The sequence below is a fragment of the Actinocrispum wychmicini genome (assembly GCF_004345645.1).
Lineage (GTDB): Bacteria > Actinomycetota > Actinomycetes > Mycobacteriales > Pseudonocardiaceae > Kibdelosporangium > Kibdelosporangium wychmicini.
Genome location: NZ_SLWS01000012.1, coordinates 231529 through 251947 on the forward strand (window position 1 = coordinate 231529; position 20419 = coordinate 251947).

Annotated in this window: 17 protein-coding genes; 8 read left to right on the forward strand and 9 right to left on the reverse strand. The window is 67.3% G+C overall.

Features of this window, described 5'->3' with window-relative positions:
• Window positions 1-271 precede the first annotated feature (271 nt).
• Complete coding sequence (locus EV192_RS42505) at window positions 272-637, forward strand: peptidase inhibitor family I36 protein (RefSeq protein WP_243727415.1); 366 nt, start codon at window positions 272-274, stop codon at window positions 635-637.
• A 2-nt stretch (window positions 638-639) separates the two neighbouring features.
• Here EV192_RS42505 and EV192_RS42510 read toward each other — a convergent pair whose 3' ends face one another.
• From EV192_RS42510 to EV192_RS42525, 4 genes are all read right to left on the reverse strand, one after another.
• Window positions 640-1767, reverse strand: coding sequence for a sensor histidine kinase (locus tag EV192_RS42510; protein ID WP_243727416.1), 1128 nt, complete (start codon window positions 1765-1767; stop codon window positions 640-642).
• The gene (locus tag EV192_RS42515) at window positions 1764-2441 is read right to left on the reverse strand and encodes a response regulator transcription factor (protein WP_132124411.1); all 678 of its coding nucleotides are present in this window, start codon (window positions 2439-2441) and stop codon (window positions 1764-1766) included. Before EV192_RS42515 ends, EV192_RS42510 begins: the two co-directional genes overlap by 4 nt.
• A 747-nt stretch (window positions 2442-3188) precedes the next feature.
• Entirely contained in the window at window positions 3189-5111 is a 1923-nt protein-coding gene (gene dxs, locus EV192_RS42520) for a 1-deoxy-D-xylulose-5-phosphate synthase (protein ID WP_132124412.1), read from the reverse strand.
• A 210-nt stretch (window positions 5112-5321) separates the two neighbouring features.
• Entirely contained in the window at window positions 5322-5531 is a 210-nt protein-coding gene (locus EV192_RS42525; RefSeq protein WP_132124413.1) for a hypothetical protein, read from the reverse strand.
• Window positions 5532-7252: 1721 nt separating this feature from the next.
• Between EV192_RS42525 and EV192_RS42530 the strand changes: the two genes are divergently transcribed.
• A complete protein-coding gene (locus EV192_RS42530) occupies window positions 7253-7669 on the forward strand; it encodes a hypothetical protein (RefSeq protein WP_132124414.1) in 417 nt (138 codons plus the stop codon).
• 605 nt (window positions 7670-8274) lie between these two features.
• Here the strand turns inward: EV192_RS42530 and EV192_RS42535 are convergent.
• On the reverse strand, window positions 8275-8835 hold the full coding sequence (locus EV192_RS42535) for a TIGR03086 family metal-binding protein (protein WP_132124415.1): 561 nt from the start codon (window positions 8833-8835) through the stop codon (window positions 8275-8277).
• 100 nt (window positions 8836-8935) lie between these two features.
• Between EV192_RS42535 and EV192_RS42540 the strand changes: the two genes are divergently transcribed.
• Window positions 8936-10435, forward strand: a complete 1500-nt coding sequence (locus EV192_RS42540; RefSeq protein ID WP_132124416.1) for an aldehyde dehydrogenase family protein — start codon at window positions 8936-8938, stop codon at window positions 10433-10435.
• Here EV192_RS42540 and EV192_RS42545 read toward each other — a convergent pair.
• Entirely contained in the window at window positions 10410-11816 is a 1407-nt protein-coding gene (locus EV192_RS42545) for an MFS transporter (protein ID WP_132124417.1), read from the reverse strand. The two genes, EV192_RS42540 and EV192_RS42545, sit on opposite strands and share 26 nt — an antisense overlap.
• A 116-nt stretch (window positions 11817-11932) precedes the next feature.
• Between EV192_RS42545 and EV192_RS42550 the strand changes: the two genes are divergently transcribed.
• Window positions 11933-12811 (forward strand): helix-turn-helix transcriptional regulator, encoded by an 879-nt coding sequence (locus tag EV192_RS42550; protein ID WP_243727417.1) that lies wholly within the window; start codon window positions 11933-11935, stop codon window positions 12809-12811.
• Between the two features lie 6 nt (window positions 12812-12817).
• Here EV192_RS42550 and EV192_RS42555 read toward each other — a convergent pair whose 3' ends face one another.
• Window positions 12818-14050 (reverse strand): class I SAM-dependent RNA methyltransferase, encoded by a 1233-nt coding sequence (locus tag EV192_RS42555; protein WP_243727418.1) that lies wholly within the window; start codon window positions 14048-14050, stop codon window positions 12818-12820.
• The gene (locus EV192_RS42560; RefSeq protein WP_132124418.1) at window positions 14047-16053 is read right to left on the reverse strand and encodes an APC family permease; all 2007 of its coding nucleotides are present in this window, start codon (window positions 16051-16053) and stop codon (window positions 14047-14049) included. Before EV192_RS42560 ends, EV192_RS42555 begins: the two co-directional genes overlap by 4 nt.
• Window positions 16054-16443: 390 nt before the next feature.
• Here EV192_RS42560 and EV192_RS42565 point away from each other — a divergent pair, with 390 nt between their 5' ends.
• The 3 genes from EV192_RS42565 to EV192_RS42575 are packed head-to-tail and all read left to right on the forward strand — an operon-like array spanning window position 16444 to window position 18376.
• Window positions 16444-17109 carry a potassium channel family protein gene (locus EV192_RS42565; RefSeq protein ID WP_132124419.1) on the forward strand — a complete coding sequence of 222 codons (666 nt, stop codon included), beginning with the start codon at window positions 16444-16446 and terminating at the stop codon, window positions 17107-17109.
• 34 nt (window positions 17110-17143) lie between these two features.
• Entirely contained in the window at window positions 17144-17800 is a 657-nt protein-coding gene (locus EV192_RS42570; protein ID WP_132124420.1) for a potassium channel family protein, read from the forward strand.
• Between the two features lie 18 nt (window positions 17801-17818).
• Window positions 17819-18376, forward strand: coding sequence for a GNAT family N-acetyltransferase (locus EV192_RS42575; RefSeq protein WP_132124421.1), 558 nt, complete (start codon window positions 17819-17821; stop codon window positions 18374-18376).
• 142 nt (window positions 18377-18518) lie between these two features.
• On the opposite strand, the gene EV192_RS42580 is transcribed toward EV192_RS42575, so the two are convergent.
• Entirely contained in the window at window positions 18519-19232 is a 714-nt protein-coding gene (locus EV192_RS42580) for a helix-turn-helix domain-containing protein (protein ID WP_132124422.1), read from the reverse strand.
• Between the two features lie 102 nt (window positions 19233-19334).
• Between EV192_RS42580 and EV192_RS42585 the strand changes: the two genes are divergently transcribed.
• Window positions 19335-20177 (forward strand): SDR family oxidoreductase, encoded by an 843-nt coding sequence (locus EV192_RS42585; RefSeq protein ID WP_132124423.1) that lies wholly within the window; start codon window positions 19335-19337, stop codon window positions 20175-20177.
• Window positions 20178-20419: the final 242 nt, after the last annotated feature.

Here is a 20419-nt window from a genome sequence, read left to right on the forward strand (position 1 = left end):
GATGCGCCAGATATCTGATCAGCTCATCCAGGATCCACCTGCCACGCCGGTTGGGACATCGCTGTCATCTCCTCCGAGGTCTCACATCCGCGTAGGCCGTCAAGGCGCCTGGTGACGCGTTGGCGCTCGCCGAACGCCTCGGTCACCCGTGAGAGGCAACCGTCGCCACGATCGAGTGATCAACTCCGAATCAGCGGACAACGGGTCCCAAAACAGGGAACCTGGAGTCAGCGATCGAAGGGGCGATCGCTCAGGACAGAGGGGAATCCCAGTGGGAAAGTCGATTCGGCGCGGCCTTGTGGTGGCCGCGCTCACCACCACGGCCGCGTTCAGCACCGTCACCGTCGCGTCTGCCGACACGGGACCGAAGTGCGACCAGGGCGAGTTCTGCGCGTGGGCCAAGGAAAGCTATACCGGCAAAGCCGTGCGGTTCACGCTGGAGACCGCGAACCCAGGTGAGTGTGTGCCGTTGAACGGGCTCGTCGCGCACTCGTTCGCGAACCGGCTTACCAAGGAAGTGACCGTGTACCAAGGGGAAACGTGCTCGACCGAGGCGGATTTCACCACGTATCCCGGCGGCGGCAGCTATGTCCCGTCGGCGCGGTTCGTGGTCCGTGCCATCCAGGTCTGGCAATAGCCTCAGGGCTTGACGGGGAGATGGACCGTGACCGACAGTCCGCCGTCGGGAATCGGGGTCGCGGTGACCTGGCCGTGGTGGGCGAGCACCACCGCGCGCACGATCGAGAGTCCCAGCCCGCTGCCGGTCCGCGCGGTCCGGTCCACTCCCCCGCGCCGGAACGGCTCGAACAGCTCGCCGACGCGGCCGGCATCGATGTGCGCACCCGACGAACTCACCCGCAACGTCGCCCATTCCGGGGTCGCCGAGGTGCGTACGTCGATCCAGCCGCCGTCGACGTTGTGCCGCACGGCGTTCTCGAGCAAGTTGCCGGCGACACGTTCCAGCAGCGAGGGATCACCGACCGCCGGAGCCGGGGCCACGTGGAACGAAGGAGTGATACCCCGCGGCTCGGCTTCGGCCTTGACACCGTGCCACGCCGCGGCGACCGTGCTGGCCAGGTCGACCGGTTCACGCGTGGCCAGGCCGATCCCGTCGGTCCGGGCGAGCAGGAGGAGGGCTTCGACGAGTTGACTTGACCGGAGGGTCGCCGCACGTACCACGCCTGCCATTCGACGCAGTTCCGCCGCGTCCGCGTCCGGGTCGGTCAGCGTGACGTCGAGTTCCGTGCGGATCACGGACAACGGCGTGCGCAGTTCGTGGCTGGCGTTCGCCACGAATCTGCGTTGTGAGTCGAACGCGGCCTGCAGCCTGGCCAGCATGCCGTCGAACGTGTCGGCGAGTTCGGCGAGTTCGTCGCGGGGCCCGTCGTACGCGATCCGCTCACTCAGCGACTCGGCTGACAACCTCCGTGCGGTCCCCGTGATCTCCCGCAACGGGCGCAGGATACGGCCGGTCAACGTCCATGAGAGGAGAGCTGCCGCGACGACCACGCATCCGAACGCGATCGCACCAGAGGCCAGGATGCGCTCCCGGGCGTCGTCGCGCATCACCGCGCCCAGCGCGGACGCGTCGACCTGCTTCCCGCCCACCACGACGGTCGTGTCACCCGGCAGGGTCGGGACCGCGCCGACAACGTTGCCGACCAGCAGCCAGCCCAGCCACAGCAGCATCGCGCTGACCGCGGCGGCGAGGCCGGTGGCCAGCAGCGTGATGCGGACCCGCAGGCCGGGCCCGCGACGGGTGGTCACCCCTCCTCGGCGCCGGCCACCGGCACCCGGTAACCGGATCCGACCACGGTGTCGATCAGCCCTGGCTCCCCCAGCTTCTTACGCAACGTCATGACGGTCACCCGGACCGTGGTGGTGAACGGGTCCGCGTTCTCGTCCCAGACGCGTTCGAGGAGCTCTTCGCTGCTGACCACCGAACCGCCCGCGGCCAGCAGCACTTCGAGCACCCCGAACTCCTTGCGGGTCAGTTCCACCGGCCGACCGGCCCGGCTCACCGTACGCCTGGCCGGGTCGAGCTCGAGGTCACCGACAGTGAGCACCGGCGGCGTGGCCGGTGTCGCCCGTCGGGCCAGCGCCCGCACCCGCGCCACCAACTCGGGAAACGCGAAGGGCTTCGCCAGGTAGTCGTCCGCGCCGAGGGAGAGCCCCTCGACCCGGTCCTCAACCGTCCCGCTCGCGGTCAGCATCAGCACCCGGGTGAGCGCACCGGACGCCACAATCTCCCGGCACAGCTCGTCACCGGACATTCCCGGCAGGTCACGGTCCAGAACGATCACGTCGTAACGTGTGATCGTCGACTTCTCATGGCCGGCGTCCCCATCCAGGGCGACGTCAACGGCCATGCCTTCCCGACGGAGGCCGCGGGCGATCGCCTCAGCCAGCGCCGCCTCGTCCTCGACTACCAGAACTCGCACGTCATCAGTCCTTCGTGGACACCCGATCCCGGACGCCAGCCGCCACGGGGAGCGCCTCTCTGTCCTCGACTTCTACCAGATAAAGCCCACCAACGGCCGCGAACAACACCCCACATGTCAAACATCGACAGCTCCGTCCCACAACCAGCCCGACGCCGCCCCTCCTCAGGCCAGACCGCCCCCGCCCACGCACACCCCACCGATCCACCCCAGACCGCAGCGACCCGTCCACACGGTGTCCAATACTCCACACTGTGCGCGACACATCCCAAGCGACCTCGGTAACACCCACCCACCCATCCTGCTCGCGCGCGCCCTCATCACCATCGACGTGACCACCCGCGGCCGCCTCATCGTCGGCGTAGCCCGTACTCCGCACCTGACCACCAGCGCGTCCGAGGCCACATACGCCCTGGCCTACGCACCCCTCGTCAAGGCCGACCGAAGCCTTCCGCACGCCCTCAACGCACAACGGACTCCCCGCGCGTCCCTCTTCAGGAAGCGCGAGGACGTCCGTTGCCAATGGGCGCCAAGCGTTCCGCCGCCGACCGCAGCCTCCGCCACCGCGAGATTCAGGTTGTCTCGCGTCGTTCGTCTGCCGACGCAGGACCGACCAGATGCGCCAGCCGATCTTTGGCGGCCGGCTGCGGTCCTTCAGCGTCGGCAGGTCAACCTGCGCTTCGCGCCGGCTGATCTTGCCCACGGCACTGGTGTCTTTGTCTCGTACGGCGACCGCATGCACCCTTGTCAGTCCTTGGTGGACGCCTGCACCTGAGCATCGGCTGGCTCGCCGAGGCGGCCCGCTGCCCATTCTGTGACTCGCCTTGCCACGTCCTGCGCGGTCAGTCCCAGGTCGGCCAATACCTCGCTGCGCGTGCCATGGTCATGGAACTGCTGCGGCACACCGAGATCGCGCAGGGGCACGTCAACTTCGGCGTCACGCATCGCGGCGGCGAGTGCCCAACCGAAGCCGCCGTGCCGGCCACCATCCTCGACTGTGACCACAAGCCTGTGCCGCGCAGCGAGTTCCACCAACTCGGCGGGCACTGGCGTGATCCACCGTGGGTCGACGACGGTCACACCGATCCCCTGATCCGACAGGCGTTCCGCGGCCGCGATCCCCAACTCGCCGAACACGCCGACGGCCACCAGCAAGATGTCGTTGTCGTCGCCGTCGGCGGGGCGGCGCAGCACATCCACCGTGCCGGTTCGCTCCAACGTCGGAATGTCCGGCCCGACAGCGGCTTTCGGGAACCGCAGCACAGTCGGGCCGTCGTCCACGTCGGTCGCTTCACGCAACAGCTCGGACAGCGACTTCGCGTCCCGCGGCGCGGCGACCCGGATACCCGGGATGGTGCCGAGGATCGAGATGTCCCACATGCCGTGATGGCTCGCGCCGTCTGGACCGGTGATGCCCGCCCGGTCGAGCACGACTGTCACCGGCTGGCGGTGCAGCGCCACGTCCATGAGCAACTGGTCGAAGGCCCGGTTCAGGAACGTCGCGTACATCGCGACCACCGGATGCATACCGGCCATGGCGAGGCCCGCGGCCGACGTCAGCGCGTGCTGCTCGGCGATGCCCACGTCGAAACAACGGGCCGGGAACCGGGCCGCGAACTTGTCCAGGCCGGTAGGACCGAGCATGGCCGCGGTGATGGCGACGATGTCCTCACGATCCGCGCCGAGCCGAACGAGCTCGTCGGAGAACACTGAAGACCAGGTCGCCTTCTTCGGCTTGACCGGCTCACCGGTGATCGGATCCATCACGTCGACGCCGTGCATCTGGTCGGCTTCATGGTTCTCGGCCGGCGCGTAGCCGTTGCCCTTCCGGGTCACAGCGTGCAGCACGACCGGGCCGCCGTACTCCTTCGCCCGGCGCAGCGCGGCCTCCATGGCATGCAGATCGTGGCCGTCGACCGGGCCGACGTACTTCAGGCCGAGGTCCTCGAACATCATCTGCGGGCTCAGCGCGTCCTTGATCCCACGCTTGGCCGCATGCAAGGCGGCGTAGATCGGCTTACCCACAACCGGGGTGCTCTGCAGCACCCGCTTGCCGCCCTCCAAAGCCTTTTCGTACCCAGGCTGAAGCCGCAGCGACGCCAGATGGTCGGCCAGACCGCCGATGGTCGGCGCGTACGAGCGACCATTGTCGTTGACGACGATCACGATCGGACGCGTGCGGTCGGCGGCGATGTTGTTCAACGCCTCCCAGCACATACCCCCGGTGAGAGCCCCGTCACCCACGACGGCGACCACATGACGACGCTGCCCGCGCAGCTGGAACGCCTTCGCCAGCCCGTCGGCATAGGACAGTGCCGTGGACGCGTGGCTGTTCTCCACCAGGTCATGTTCGCTCTCGGCCCGCGAAGGGTAGCCTGACATGCCACCGTGCTGCCGCAGTCGGTCAAAGCCGGCGGCCCGCCCGGTCACGATCTTGTGCACATAGCTCTGGTGCCCGGTGTCGAACACGATCGCGTCCCCCGGGGAGTCGAACACCCTGTGCACCGCCAGGGTCAACTCCACCACGCCGAGGTTGGGCCCTAGGTGCCCGCCGGTCCTCGCGACCCTGTCCACCAGGAACGCGCGGATCTCAGCCGCGAGCCGGGTCACCTCCTCCTCGGTGAGGCGCTTCAAGTCGGTCGGTCCGTGCAGGTTCTCCAGCAGAGTCACTGCTTCCACCTCGTCTGACTCGCTCCACTCCGTACTCGTCCACCCCGGCTTCCCGCCCCAACCGGCTTCCCGCCAGTCTACGGACGCTCCCGGTCGGCAACCCCGCCAGGCACCGTTCCTCCACCGGATCTCCCTGTCCGAGGACATCGAAAGTTGTAGGGTCCTGACGAAAGCACGGGGTCAGTGAGGGGACCGGGGGACATGAGCCTGTCAGGGGAAGATCAGCAGCAGCTGATCCGGCGCATCGGCCGGGCGCTGCTGGGGGCGGCACCACCGAACTGGCGCCAAATCCGCGCCGAATACCGTTCCGCCGGCCGGCACATCGAGGTGGACGTGGCGATCACCGGCGACGACGGCCAAACCCACCCGATCCGCCCCCCAATGGACGTCGTGGAGATGCTCGGCGACCTGCGCACCCACATGTACCAACCAGGCCGAGGCACCTGGCTGTCCGGCGTGTACCTGCTCGACTACCCGTCGAAGTACAGCGCGGAGTTCGAACCCGACGTGGAGCCCCGCTGGCGCCGAGTGCCGCCACCCATCGGGTTCCAGGACGAACTGCGCCAGTTCCCCCGCGACGACAACCACATCCCGGACTGGTTCAGGGCGCGAGCCGGAATGCCTCCTCAACCAGGCCAAACGCCGGGCCCACCACAGCCCGGCCACCCCTCCCCCACCCCAACACCAGGCCAAGCGACACCCACCCAGCCACCCGGCCAACAACTCGGGCAACGCGAACGCCAACCCGAACACCAGCCCGTGCCCGAACCCCGCCCGCACACCTCCGCCCCAACGCCCGGCCACCCCCTCCCGAGCCAGGCACCCAGCCAACCCACCCCCAGCCAGGCACCTGACCAGCCCGCACCCCGCCAGGCGCCCAGCGAAAACGCCCCCAACCAGCCACCCAGCCAAACCACCCCCAGCCAGCCGCCCAGCCGAACCGCCAGCAGCCAGCCACCCAGCCAAACCGGACCCAGCCAGGCATCCGGCCAACCCGCACAGACACAGGTGCCCGGTCACCCCATCCTGAACCAGCCCCACAGCGGACAACCGGCATCGAGGCACGTTCCGCCTGGCCAGCCACCCACCGCCCACGAAGCACCCGGTCCCCCGCCATCACCGCCGACGGGTCAGCCACCCGCCAGCCGTCCCCTGGACCAACTCGCCACCGGACAGCCGGCACCGCCATCCGGCCAGGCAACGTTCACCCCACCCCCAGGCGAACCACCCACTAGCCAGTCGTGGTTCAACTCCTCCGCGGGACAAGCAGTCGCCGGTCGCTCGGCAGCCAGTCACTCGGCAGCCGGTCAGCCGACCGAGGGCCAGCCTATGGGCCAGTCGACCCCGGGTACCTCGGCTCAGAGCCAGCCGTCGTACGGCCGGCCACCAGCTGGGCAGGCCGGCTCTGCTCCCCCCGTCCCAGGTCAATCGCCAACCGGGCCGCAGTCAACTGGCCAACCCGCGACTGGCCAACCGGCTCCTGGCCAATCCGCCACCAGCCCGCCCGTCGCAGACCAACCGAGCGAGGACACTCCGCCAAGCTGAGCTCCTCCAGGCCGGTAACCCACGGCAACTCTCAACAGCCGCGGCCTGTCTATCCCGTCGCCAGCTCCGTCGTCGATCGAGTCGGATGGAGAGCCGTGGATACGTTCAGCCAGTCAGGTCAGTGACTCGCACCGACCGGGCAGCGCCCCTCAGTCCGCGGCGTGAATCCATGTGCACCTGTGCCCGCCCGATCATGCGGAACGTGCAAAGGGCCGTTCCACCTGTGGCTGGACGACCACAGACAGAGGCTGAACGGCTACGCCGTTCGACGCGAACTCACCAGGACCGGACGCGAACGCGGTTGCGCACAGCACGGTTGTGACCGTCCCCGACAGGCTCGCCCACGTCGCTGGGCACCAGATGCCAGGGCACCAGGCCAAACTCCACCAGGCGTCTATTCAGTTGATGAGCACAGGTCAGTTACCGCGATGTCCTCCTCGAGGAGTTTGGCTGCTGGATGGTCGAGAGATTTAGACCGGCCGGTGGTAGGTGCTTGCCTCGGCTATGCATGTGACGCAGGATCGTTCGATACCTCCAGGATTCGGGGAGAGTCGGGAGAGCGGTTGTTCCGGATCGCGACGCATGTCTCTGCACGGGTGACGCATGTCCGGGCTGCCGGCGGTGACGTCTACTCGCTCAAACGGCATCACGACGAGCCGGCAGTGGTGGCCGTGAAGTGCTGGCAGTGTGGAGCGACCGTCGCCATCTACGCGGCTTCACACGCAGATGTCGCCAGGGAGCGCCGGACGTACCTGATCCGTGCGGTGCTCACCGCCACGATCACATTCGCGCTCCTACTGCTGGTCGCGTGGGCTTTCCGGGCTGGAGACGGAACTCTCGGCACCTTTCTGTTGATCGGCGGGTTGGTGACCGCCTGGCTGACGTTGGCGAACCTCGCGCACGCCGTGCTCAGCCAGGAGTGCGGAGTCGCCGAGGAGGCCAGCCCGAACAGCGAGATCTTCCACGAAGCCGAATTCGGTTACAGCCAGCGACCGGACGCCGACCCAGCCTGAACGGGCTCGACGAAGAACTGGCGGCCAGGATCCCCCCACGCGAGTCAGCCACGGCCTGTCACGCGATAGCCGAGGGGTGGACCTGAGCCGGTCCGCGGCCAGCTCGGGCGGCGCAGATAGCTACCCGCGACCTGGACACCTCCGATGAACAGCTCGCCCATCTCGCCGACAACCACGGGTTCCCGGTTCAGCGACGCGTGCCAAGAGTCATCACAGGATCGCCATGACGCCCAATCCATGGGCGATCCCGAGTGCTCGAGGAACACCTCTCCGTGACGCGACCTCCCCTCCGACCCAGAAGAAAATCCCGTCGACCGCTATCCCGTGGGATGAGCCGTGTCCGGACACCTCAGACAAGGCGCGACGACGTTGCTCCCTTGCGTTCTACCTCCATCCTGGTCCGACGCGGACCCTCAACACCCGACCCGCCGACGGGGCTTCCGCCTTCAAGGTTGACCCGCCTCGAACAGAAGCGAAGAGACGCTGCATCGCCACGACGCCTCCAAAGCAAGTCCGAACGATGCCTGGAAGACAGGTTCGGCCCCACCCACATTCGTGCGTTCAACAGCGCCCGCACTGGACAGCTGAACACTGCTGAACACTGCTTAGTTCTGCGCGCGGCCGAGGAACGCCGCCAAGCGGTCCGCCGCGGTCGCCCCGGGTAACGCCTCCTGCTCCGGACCGAACGGGCCGTCGGCCGGTCGCGGCCGGTCGCCCATTCGCGCTCTCCACTGGGACAGGGCGCCTGCGGCCAACTCAGGTTCGATGTCGGTCGACTGGCCGGTCGCCTTCGCCAGATCCCAGGAGTGCACGATCAACTCGTTCACCCGCATGTGCACGACGAAGGCGCCCGGCTGCTCCCCGAGCGGTGTGGCCACCTTCTTCTCCAGCGCGCCTGGCGCGCTCATCGCCGCACGCACTGAGGAGACCGAGCGGTCGAAGGCGCCGCGGGCGTCGTCGCCCAGCAGGTCGGCGTCGCGGTCCGGTGGTTCGGTACCGGTCAGCATGGCCACGCCTTTCAGGTTTCCAGCCGTGACATGGTTGATCACATCCCACACTGTCCACTTGTCACACGGTGTCGGGATCGAGTACTGGTTCGGTTCGATCTTGTCGAGCACCGCGTTGGCGGCGGTGACGGCCCGGTCGAAGTTCGTGAGGATTTCCATGACTGGATCGTCGCATGGGGCACCGACAGTTTTGGATCGGCGCGGGAACGGCCATGTCACGTAGGGTTGGGGCCTTGCCTCGTACCGGATCGGAGGGCCGATGGCCGAGCTGTTCATCGCTGGCGAATGGGTGTCCGCGCTCGGCGGCGGGACCAGGGAGATCCGCTGCCCGGCCGACGGCAAGCCGGTGGCGACGGTCGATGAGGCGGACGGTATCGACACCGAGGCGGCCATCGAGGCGGCACGGATCGCCTTCGATTCAGGGCCCTGGCCGGGAACCCCGGCGGTGGAACGCGGCGATCTGTTGTTGCGCGTGGCGGAACTGGTCACGCGTGACGTCGACGCGTACGCGCGGGCGGAGTCGCTGGACACCGGGAAGCGTTTGGTGGAAAGCGAATACGACATGGCCGACGTGGCGGCCTGCCTGCGTTACTTCGGGAAGCTCGCGGCGAACGACCCAGGTCGCGTCGTCGATCCAGGTCGCCCCGATGTGGCCAGCAGGATCGTGTACGAACCCGTCGGCGTGTGTGGACTGATCACTCCGTGGAACTATCCGCTCCTGCAAGCCGTTTGGAAGGTCGCGCCCGCACTGGCTGCCGGTAACACGTTCGTCCTCAAACCAAGTGAGCTGACGCCGAGCACGGCGATCATGCTCATGCGCACCTTGCAGGAGGCTGGCCTTCCTGACGGCGTCGCCAACCTGATCCTCGGTGCGGGCGCCGAGGCAGGTGCGCCGCTCGCCGAACATCCGGACGTGGACCTGGTGTCCTTCACGGGCGGTCTGGCCACAGGGACTCGAATCGCGGCGGCCGCGGCGGCGACAGTCAAGAAAGTCGCGCTTGAACTGGGCGGCAAGAATCCGAACATCGTGTTCGCCGACGCGGACTTCGAAACCGCTGTGGACTACGCACTGACCGCGGTGTTCCTGCACTCCGGCCAGGTGTGCTCCGCAGGCGCGCGCCTGATCGTGCAGGACGAACTGCATGACGCGCTGGTCCACGAGATCGTGCGGCGGGCCGAACGGATCCGTCTGGGCGGTCCGTTCGATCCGGACGCGGAGACCGGCCCGTTGATCTCCGCGGCACATCTGGAAAAAGTGGAGCACTACGTGGCGATGGCGATGACCGAAGGGGCCGTGCTCCGTACGGGCGGCTGGCGTCCACAGGACGAGCGGCTCGCTGGTGGTCACTACTATCTGCCGACCGTGCTTGACGAGGTGAAACAGGGTACGTACGCGGTACGAGAAGAGGCATTCGGCCCTGTGCTGACTGTGGAACGCTTCACCGACGAGGACGACGCGGTCCGGATCGCCAACGACACCCACTACGGCCTGGCCGGCGGCGTGTTCACAAAGGACGGTGACAGGGCCCAGCGGGTCGCGGCCCGCCTGCGGCACGGCACGATCTGGATCAACGACTACCACCCGTACCTGCCGCAGGCGGAGTGGGGCGGCTTCAAGCGGTCCGGGGTCGGCCGCGAACTGGGCCTGGCCGGTCTGGCGGAGTACCAGGAGGCGAAGCACATCTACCACAACCTGCGACCGGGTCCGCAGTACTGGTTCGCTTCCGGGGCGTCTACCGGCGACGCGCGACAGTCGTGACGAATCCCGCCAGGACTACGACGGCCATCCCGAAGAACGCGGTCGACAGTGCCACGGCAGAGGAGTGTCCGTCCGCCAACGAAAGGAACGCACTGCCGAACGTGGCCACACCGAGTACCTGACCGAACTGGAACGTGGTGGTCAGCAATCCGCTCGCGTCCGCGGCCTCTCCAGGTGGCACATCGGCCAGTACGCGGTTCGTCAAGGATCCGAACGCGCATCCCATCGCGGCACCGAACAGCACCAGTCCCGCGTACATCCCCACACTGCCTTGCGATCCGTCGCGCAACGCGAAGGCGAGAAGAACATACGCCGCACCGGTCAACAGGAATCCGACCGGAATGAGCATGGGTTGAGTGCGGGCCGGCAGCCTCCGCCAGTAGTAGCCGAATATCCCGAACGCGGCGCCGGCCGGTGCGAAGACCAAGCTCGCCTGCAGCGTGCTCTCTCCCAGGCCGGACTGGAGGTGCAGGGCGAGGACGAACAGCATCCCGCCGTAGGTGATCATGGCGGTGGCAAGGGCTACCAGGCCACGCCCGAAACCTCGGGCCCTTAGGACGTCGAGGTTCAACAGCGGGTCTCCGCCGCGTGCCGCCACTCGACGTTCAACGCGAACGAACACCGCCACGAGCACGAGTCCCACCGCGATGCTGGGGAACATCCAGGCCGGCCAGTTCTGTTCGTGACCGAGGACGAGCGGGAGAACGATGAGGAACGTGGCCGGCAGGAGTACCACCAATCCGGCCAGATCCAGCCGCCGTCCGGTGGATGGCTGGTCGGCCGGGACGAACCGCGGTACCAACGCGATCACGACCAGCCCGATCGGCACGTTGATCAGGAACACCGGCCGCCAGCCCGCGCCGAACAGGTCCGCGTGCACCAGGACTCCGCCGATCACCATTCCGGCCACCCCGCCGACCGAGATCACCGCCGAGTACGCGCTCAGTGCCTTCGTCCGTGCGGCGCCACTGAATCCGAGCTGAATGACGCTGATGATCTGCGGCATCATGAGCGCGGCGCCCGCACCTTGCACGAACCGTGCGGCGATCAGCATCGTGGGATCCGGCGCGAGACCGCACAGGAGCGAGCTGATGGTGAACGCGGCCACGCCTCCGACGAATATCCGCCTACGTCCGAACAGGTCGCCGAGACGTGCGCCGGTGATCAGCAGCATCGCGTAGCTGATCGTGTACATGGAGACGACGAGCTGCAGCGCGGCGCCGGACGCGTGCAGGTCGGTCCGGATCGTCGGCATTGCCACGTTAACGATGGTTACGTCGAGCAATGCCATGAACTGGCCGAGCAGCAGCACGGCCAGGGTCGCCCACCGGCCGGTCGGCTGCTCCGTCCGGGTCGATGTGGGCTGGAGGTTCGTGGTCATGAGAGTAACCATCAGGGCGTGGGGAAGGCGACGCCGAGAGCCCGCTGATGCTGTTACTGCCAGCACCAGGATCAGCGAGACCGGAAATTGTCGGTGGAGCCTGAGAGCATGACTGTGTGACGACACTCGAATCAGTGGACTCACAGCTCGCGGAGTCGTCGGGGTCGGGGATGCGCCGCCGACGCGTCGAGCTGGCGGAGTTCCTCAAGGCGCGCCGGGCCCGGCTGGCCCCGCGCGATGTCGGGCTGCCCCCGGGGAGTCGCCGCCGTACCGCTGGGCTGCGCCGGGAGGAGGTGGCGCTGCTCGCCGGCGTCGGAATCACGTGGTACACGTGGTTAGAACAGGGCCGGCCGATCAATGTGAGCGTCCAGGTGCTCGACGCGGTTGCGCGGACGCTGCAGCTCGACCGTACCGAGCGGGAACACCTGTACCAGCTCGCCGAGGCGACGCCGACGCGGTGGTCAGTGACGCCGAGTGACGTGCCTGACTCGATGCTGCACGTGGTCCAGTCGCTCGAACCACTGCCGGCCGTGTTGATGAACACCCGGTTCGACGTCATCGCCTCGAACGAGGCGTACCAAGGGCTGTTCCGGCATTGGCACTCGATGCCGTGTGTCCACCACAACCAGTTGTGGTGTTGTCTCACCGAGCCCAGCGCCCGCAAGCAGCTCCTCAACTACGACGAGGAGGTGCCCCACCTGGTCGCGCGATTACGCACCGAGTACGGCAGACACATCGGCGAGCCGGAATGGGAGGAGGACATCACCAGGCTCGCGTCCCTGAGCCCTGAGTTCGAAGCGCTGTGGTCCCGGCATGAGGTCGCCCAGCCTGAGGTCCGCACCCGAAGGTTCGTGCACCCTGACGCCGGTGTGCTGGCGTTCGTGGCCAACGAGCTGGTCGTTTCGGCCACACCCGATACTCGGATGCAGGTGTACACGCCGGCGGACGAGGAGACGTGGGAACGGCTCCCGCGGACACGCTACGAGCCAGTCTGATCCCGCTCACTCCCCTGGGGTGAGCAACGCGACGGCCTCGACGTGGTGCGTCATCGGGAACGCGTCGAACGCCCGTACCAGTTCAAGGCGGTACGAGTGGGTCTCGAACCTGGCCACGTCACGGCCAAGCGCCGCCGGGTCGCACGCGACGTAGATGACCCGGGCGGGACGGCGGGCGGCGATCTGGTCCACCACGTCGTGTCCAGCGCCTTTGCGGGGCGGATCCAGCACGACGACTTCGGGCGTCGGGCCATCGAGGGGGCCCGCGAAGGCCGATTCGACTTTCCGGGCGATGACCTCGATCTGTGGGAGGTCCGCCAAGATCCGGATGCTGTCGAACGCGGCTGAACTCTGCTCGACGGCGCGGACGAGTCCCTCTGGTCCGACCTGAGTGGCCAGCACGGACGCGAACAGCCCCACGCCGCTGTACAGGTCCCATGCGCACGCGCCTGGGGACGCTTCTGCCCATTCCGCGACGACGCTCGCGAGCGTGTCCGCGGCGGCCGGGTGGACCTGCCAGAAGGTGAAGGGGTCCATCTCCCAGTGCCGTCCGGCGGCGAACTCGACGGCCACCCCGGTGCCGTCGATCGACTGACGAGGGAACTGTCTGCGTCCGCCGACCATCCGCATCGGGCCGAGCCGTCGTGAGCTGAACCGTCCGGCTCCGTCGCGGACCAGTTCGAGTTCGGCGTCGGCTGTCCATTCCTTGCCCGCCACCGTCTCCACGAGATCCGGAACCGTGATCGGGCAGTGCGCGACCGGCACGACGTCGTGACTGCGGTGCCCGCGGAAGCCGGCCACACCGTCGCGGCCGACGGCCATCCGCACGCGGGTGCGCCATTCCAGGAGGCCGCCGGGAAGTTCCTCGACCAGAACCGGAATGTCCCGCCCGGTGGCCTTCAGCAGGTGCTCGGCGACGACCGAGGCCTTCAGTTCGCGCTGTGCGTCCGCGGACGCGTGCTGCCAGTCGCAGCCGCCGCACCCGCCAGGTACGGCGAGCTCGCATGGCGGGGTCACGCGGTCGGGCGACGGCGTGATGATCTCCACTGCGTCCGCCCGGCAGAACGAGCCGCCCTTGTCCTCAGTCACCTCGACAGTGACCTGTTCCCCGGGCAACGCGTGCCGTACGAACACGACACGCCCTTCGAAACGGGCTACGCAATGCCCACCGTGGGCGACCGGGCCGACCTCGACGTCGAGCCGGCGGCCTTTCCAATCCACCTTGGCCCTGGTCGTCACTTGTCGTCCTCGCCGTGCAGGCCACGCCGAACCGCACCGGGCGCGATCACGGTCTTGTCGTGCACCTTCGCCGACGACGCGAGCTGCCACGGGACGCTCGTGACCATCACACCGGGCTGGAACAGCAAGCGCCCCTTGAGACGAAGCGCGCTCTGGTTGTGCAGGAAGTGCTCCCACCAGCGGCCGACGACATACTCTGGGATGAACACGGTCACCACGTCCCGCGGGTTGGTGGTGCGGACACGTTTCACGTAGTCCAGGACCGGTTTCGTGATTTCTCGGTACGGCGACTCGACGACCTTGAGCGGGACTTTGAAGCCGTTGGACTCCCAGTCGGCAACCAGGGCACGCGTGTCGGCGTCGTCGACGTTCACCGTCACGGCTTCCAGGATGTCCGGCCGGGTCGCCTTGGCGTACGCGAGGGCGCGACGAGTCGGCAGGTGCAGTTTGGACACCAGGACGATCGCGTGGTTGCGGGACGGCATGACACCGGGGTTGCCGCCCTCCTCAGCGAAACGGAGTTCGTCCGCCACCCGGTCGTAGTGCTTCCGGATGCCGGTCATCAGCGCGAAGATCGCGGCCATCGCGGCGATCGCGATCCACGCGCCCGCGACGAACTTCGTGATGAGCACGATCACGAGCACTGTCCCGGTCATCACCAGGCCGAACGCGTTGATGCCCTGAGATCGCCGCATTCGGCGCCGTTCGGACGGGTTGGTCTCGTTCCGCAGCAACCGGTTCCAGTGTCTGATCATGCCGGTCTGGCTGCACGTGAACGACACGAACACGCCCACGGTGTACAGCGGGATCAGCTTGGTCGGATCGGCGTCGAACGCCACGACCAGCAATATGGCGAATCCGGCCAGGAACAGGATGCCGTTGGAGAACGCCAGCCGGTCACCGCGGGTGTGCAGCTGGCGCGGCAGGTACCGGTCCTGCGCCAGGATCGATCCGAGCACCGGGAACCCGTTGAACGCGGTGTTCGCGGCCAGCACGAGGATGAGCGCGGTGACCACGATAACGAAGAAGTAGCCAGGCGCGAAGTCCGAGAACACCGCCTGCGACAGCTGCGCGATAACGGTGTGCTGCTCGTAACCGAGCGGCGCGTTCTTCAGCTGTGTCCCGGGATTCTCCGCCATCACCAAGCCGGTGATCTTGGCGAGCCAGATCACGCCCATGAACATGGTCACCGCGATGACGCCGAGCATCAGCAGCGTGGAGGCCGCGTTCTTGGACTTTGGCTTCCGGAACGCCGGTACCCCGTTGCTGATCGCCTCGACCCCGGTCAACGCGGCGCAACCCTGCGTGAACGCCCGCAGCACCATGTAGATGAACCCGATACCGGCCAGTTGGCTGTTCGGATCCGCCTGGAGTTCGATTCCGGCGCTGGCCGCGTGCACCTCGTCGCCGATGACGAGCGACCGGATCAATCCCCACAGAATCATCAGGAAGATGCCGACAATGAACGCGTACGTGGGAATCGCGAAAGCGGTGCCGGACTCGCGGATCCCCCGCAGGTTGATGGCGGTGAGCACGACGATGGCGACCACCGCGAACGTCACCTTGTTGTCGGAGATGAACGGGACCAAAGCGCCCAGGTTCGCGGCGGCGGACGAAATGGACACCGCCACAGTCAGGACGTAGTCGACAAGCAGGGCGCTGGCGACGGTCAGTCCGGACCGGGGACCGAGGTTGGTCGTGGCGACCTCGTAGTCACCACCGCCGCTGGGGTAGGCGTGCACGTTCTGCCGGTAACTCGCGACAACCGCGAGCAGGACGATGACGACCACCAGGCCGACCCACGGCGCGTAGACGAACCCCGCGATCCCGGCGACGCTGAGCGTCAGAAAGATCTCTTCGGGCGCGTACGCCACGCTCGACAGGGCGTCCGAGGCGAACACCGGCAGCGCGACCCGTTTGGGCAGCAACGTGTGCCCCAGGCTGTCACTGCGAAACGGACGCCCGACCAGGAGACGCTTCGCGACAGTTGAGAACTTCGACACGAGATCACAGCCTAAGCGCTCCGTCATGTCGCATGGATCTCGGTCGAGCACAACACGCCCGACCACCCGGTCAGCGGGCGAAGTCCAGGTGCGGACCGCTTCGCCCGAACCGCGGAAACCGGTCACGAGCAGGGCGGTCCCGCCACCGCGTCATCGGCCGACTCGTCGTGCACCATGCTCGCGTCCTGCCCCTGGATCGGCACCTGCCTGGGCTCGGGCCGTCCGGGAGCAGGTCGATCGCACTTTCGCGCGCTGACCGAACGCGCCCGCACCGAGTACGTTCCGGTCGACGTGTCGCTGCGTAATCGGAGCGGTTGCGTCACCCAGGTGGAGCAAAGACCGGTAGGTTCTTGGCGGACAGCGGGAGTCTTCGGGCGAGGAGGCAGGGTCGTGCACGTGGTGATCATGGGGTGCGGCCGGGTCGGGTCGTCGCTCGCGGCCGCGCTGGAACGGCTTGGTCACACGGTCGCCGTGATCGACAAGGACGTGCAGGCGTTCCGGCGGTTGGGCCAGGACTTCCACGGCTCGCAGGTGGTCGGGGTCGGCTTCGACCGGACCGTCCTGATCAAGGCCGGAATCGAGCGGGCCGGGGCGTTCGCGGCGGTGTCCAGCGGCGACAACTCGAACATCATCTCGGCCAGGGTGGCCAGGGAGACGTTCGGCGTCGAGCACGTCGTCGCCAGGATCTACGACCACAAACGCGCCGCGGTTTACGAACGGCTGGGGATCCCGACGGTCGCGACCGTGCCGTGGACCACCGACCGGTTCCTGCGGACATTGCTGCCCGACGGTGTCGCGTCGGTGTGGCGCGAGCCGTCCGGCAAGGTCGCGGTCGTTCAACTGCCGGTGCACGACGGCTGGGCCGGCAAGAAGGTCAGCGCGCTGGAAGAGGCGACAGGCTGCCGGGTCGCCTTCGTCATGCGCTTCGGCACAGGTGTGCTACCGGACGGCAAAACTGTCGTGCAAGCTGACGATGTGATCTATGTGGCGGCCCTGTCGGGCACTGTCAGCGACGCGACCAACGCGGCCGGCCAGCCACCCGAGGAGGACCACTGATGCCAGGAACGCCTGACATGGGGAAGGACCACTGATGCGGGTCGCGATCGCGGGCGCGGGTGCCGTCGGCCGGTCCATCGCCGCCGAACTGGTGGCCGGTGGCCACCAGGTGATGCTGATCGAGCGGCAGGCCGCCCAGTTCGAGCCGCACACGGTCGAGCAGGCCGAATGGGTCCTGGCCGACGCGTGTGAGCTGTCCTCGCTGGAGGACGCCGGGCTGCAGTTGTGTGACTGCGTTATCGCCGCCACCGGCGACGACAAGGTCAACCTGGTGGTGTCCCTGCTGGCCAAGACCGAGTTCGCGGTGCGCCGCGTGGTGGCCAGGGTGAACGACCCGGCCAACGAGTGGCTGTTCACCGAGAGCTGGGGGGTGGACGTCGCCGTGTCGACCCCGCGGATCCTGGCCGCGATGGTCGAGGAGGCGGTCAGTGTCGGCGGGCTGGTCCAACTGCTGACGTTGCGGCAGGGCCAGGCCAACCTGGTCGAGATGACCCTGCCGGAGGACACACCGTTGGCCGGAACCCCGGTCCAGGACATCACGCTGCCCAGGGACGCCGCGCTCGTGACTATCCTTCGAGGTGGCCGGGTGATCGTGCCGCAGCCTGAGGACGCCCTGGAGCCAGGAGACGAATTGTTGTTCGTGGCCGCCGCGAACGTGGAGCACGAAATCCGCACAGCGCTCGGATCTTGACCGGCTAGTGTCGGTGGGGTGTTCCACCCCACCTCGCCGATCGAGACCGAACGGCTTGTGCTGCGCGTGCACGTCCCGGAAGACATCGACTCGCTGTACGAGATCAGGTCCCGGCCGGATGTGAACACCTACCTGTACTCCGAGGCGATGTCGAGGGCTGAGGTCCAGGCGAAGCTGGACGAACGGATCGCCAAGTTCTCGAAACTGACCGAGCCCGGCGATTCCCTGCTGCTCGCGATCGTCCGCAAGGACACCGGCGTGCTGATCGGCGACGTGTCACTGGCCTGGCTCCCCGGCGACCATCGTCAGGCCGAGATCGGTTACGTGCTGCATCCCGATCACTACGGGCAGGGGTTCGCCACCGAGGCATGCCAGCCGCTGCTGTGGATAGCGTTCGAGGATCTCAACGCGCATCGGGTCCGCGGCCGGTTGGACGCCCGCAACACGGCGTCAGCCCGTGTTCTGGAAAAGCTCGGAATGCGCAAGGAAGCGCATTTGCGGGAGAACGAGTTCGTCAAGGACGAATGGACCGACGAGATCGAGTACGCGATCCTAATCCGAGAGTGGACCGCCTGAGGGCGTCCCCGTGGTCCTGACTGAAGTGCTCCCAAGCGGAACCGCCAGAAGGTAGCGCCCGGGTGGAACCGGCTGGCGGCCCCTCTCTGTGCGGAACTGGCTGGAACTACCCCCGAGTGGAACCACTCCTGGGGTGGACTGCCTAACAGCATTCCCCGGGCGGGAGCTGACCGGCCATGAACGCGCCGAGAGGTACTCCCATGGCGGACCGGAATTCGGCTCCCATGTGGGACTGGTCGTAGTACCCGATGTCAGTCGCCAACCGGGTGCCGCGTTCACGTTCGGCGCGAGACAGGACGGTACGGATACGGTTCACGCGGGCCAACTGTTTCGGCGACAGGCCGATCATGTCGGTGAACAGGTTCCGCAGGTGCCGTTCGCTGACGGACAGCTTCCGCGCGGTGTCCTGAACGCGTTCGCTGGCCAACATCAGGGTAGCCGCGGACACGAGCGCACGGCTGGACGCGACGACCTTCGGCTGGGCCGCGAGGCGTTCCCGGAGCGCCTGCTCGATCCGGTGCGACGCGTGTGTGGGGTCAGCGAGCAAGTCGTGATGGAGGCGGGTCGCCGGCGGTCCCCATAGGTCACTCAGCGGCAGTGTGCGCCCCACGATCTCGCTCACCGGCACCCCCGTCAGCAGCCGGGCGCTTCCGGGCCGGAACCGAACGGTCACCGTGAGCGGCACGTCCTTACCTGGATAGTAGGAGGCTCGTGTGCGCGGCCCGAGGACAACGAGGTGGCTCTCGCCATCGGGCAGCAGGCAGAAGATCAACGACGTCGCGCCGTCAGGCATCCGTGTCTGCGTGCGCCGGTCATCCAGCATGTCCGTGGTCACCCGGGTCTCCCAGTGGTTCACGATTTCACGTTAACCGCGGAAAGACCTCGTCAGCACGGGTCCGGCCCGAACTGTGCCGAATCTTCCTATGTGCGGCGGCGACCGGCCGGCACGGTTGTGGCCATGATTCTGGTTACCGGTGCCACCGGCACCACAGGCAGCATCGTCCTTCGGAACCTTGCCGAAAAGGGCGCCGCAGCACGGGCGATGGCCCGCGATCCTGGCCGAGTTCCGGCCGGCTTCGAGGTCGTGCGAGGTGACTTCGAGGACGCCGCGTCGTTGCGAGCAGCAGTAAAGGGCGTCGAGGCAGTCTTCCTGCTGTCGTCTCCTGGTGGGCATGTCGCGACGCACGATCTGGCGCTGGTGGATGCCGCGCTCGGCACGGGTGTCCGCAAGATCGTCAAGGTGTCCGCGATCGGGACCGGCGAACAGGGATACGAGACGACCAGCGGCTGGCATCAGCCCGGGGAGGAGGCGATTCGGGCCAGTGGCCTGGCATGGACAATTCTGCGGCCATCCTCGTTCGCGTCCAACGCATTGAGCTGGGCGCCACAGATCCAGGCCGGCGAGCCGCTCCTGAACCATTTCGGAACCGGCACGAACGGCGTCGTCGCCCCACGGGACATCGCCGCTGTGGCCGTCGACGCACTGCTTACGGACAACCATGACGGACAGGTCTACACGTTGACCGGACCGGAGTTGCTGAGCATGCCTGAGCAGGTGGCGCAGCTCGCGGCGGTGATCGGCCGGCCACTGAAGGTCATCCCGGGCACCGACGACCAACTGCGGGCCGACCTACTCGCTCTTGGCGCCGACGAAGAGTTCGTGGGCTTCGTCCTCAAGGGCTACGAATTCGTGCGCCAAGGCGGCAACGCGGTCCTCACGGGCGATGTAGAGCGCGCCCTGGGCCGCCCGCCGGGCACGTTCAAGGCGTGGGCCGAACAGAACCGCGCCGCGTTCCTGTAGCCCATTCACGTTCGCACAGGTCAGCCCCATTCGCTCAGGTCAGCCACGTCCTACAGATCCGGGATCGCGCGGATCAGACGCCTGTGTTTCACATCTGTTTCGCGATGTGACCGTCGCCCAGGCGGCACACGTCGAAGATCGACGCATTTCACCCGCCTGGGCGACGCCGGCCAGACCGGATTCACACAACGTGACATCACGCGCCACTGACTCAAGGCTGTCTCCTTGACGGTCAGCGTCCG

Bases quoted from the DNA above. Each gene is read 5' to 3' on its own strand.
- EV192_RS42545 (WP_132124417.1), bottom strand. From the start codon at position 11,816: ATGACCACGAACCTCCAGCCCACATCGACCCGGACGGAGCAGCCGACC.
- EV192_RS42535 (WP_132124415.1), bottom strand. From the start codon at position 8,835: ATGGAAATCCTCACGAACTTCGACCGGGCCGTCACCGCCGCCAACGCG.
- EV192_RS42570 (WP_132124420.1), top strand. From the start codon at position 17,144: ATGCGGGTCGCGATCGCGGGCGCGGGTGCCGTCGGCCGGTCCATCGCC.
- EV192_RS42540 (WP_132124416.1), top strand. From the start codon at position 8,936: ATGGCCGAGCTGTTCATCGCTGGCGAATGGGTGTCCGCGCTCGGCGGC.
- EV192_RS42585 (WP_132124423.1), top strand. From the start codon at position 19,335: ATGATTCTGGTTACCGGTGCCACCGGCACCACAGGCAGCATCGTCCTT.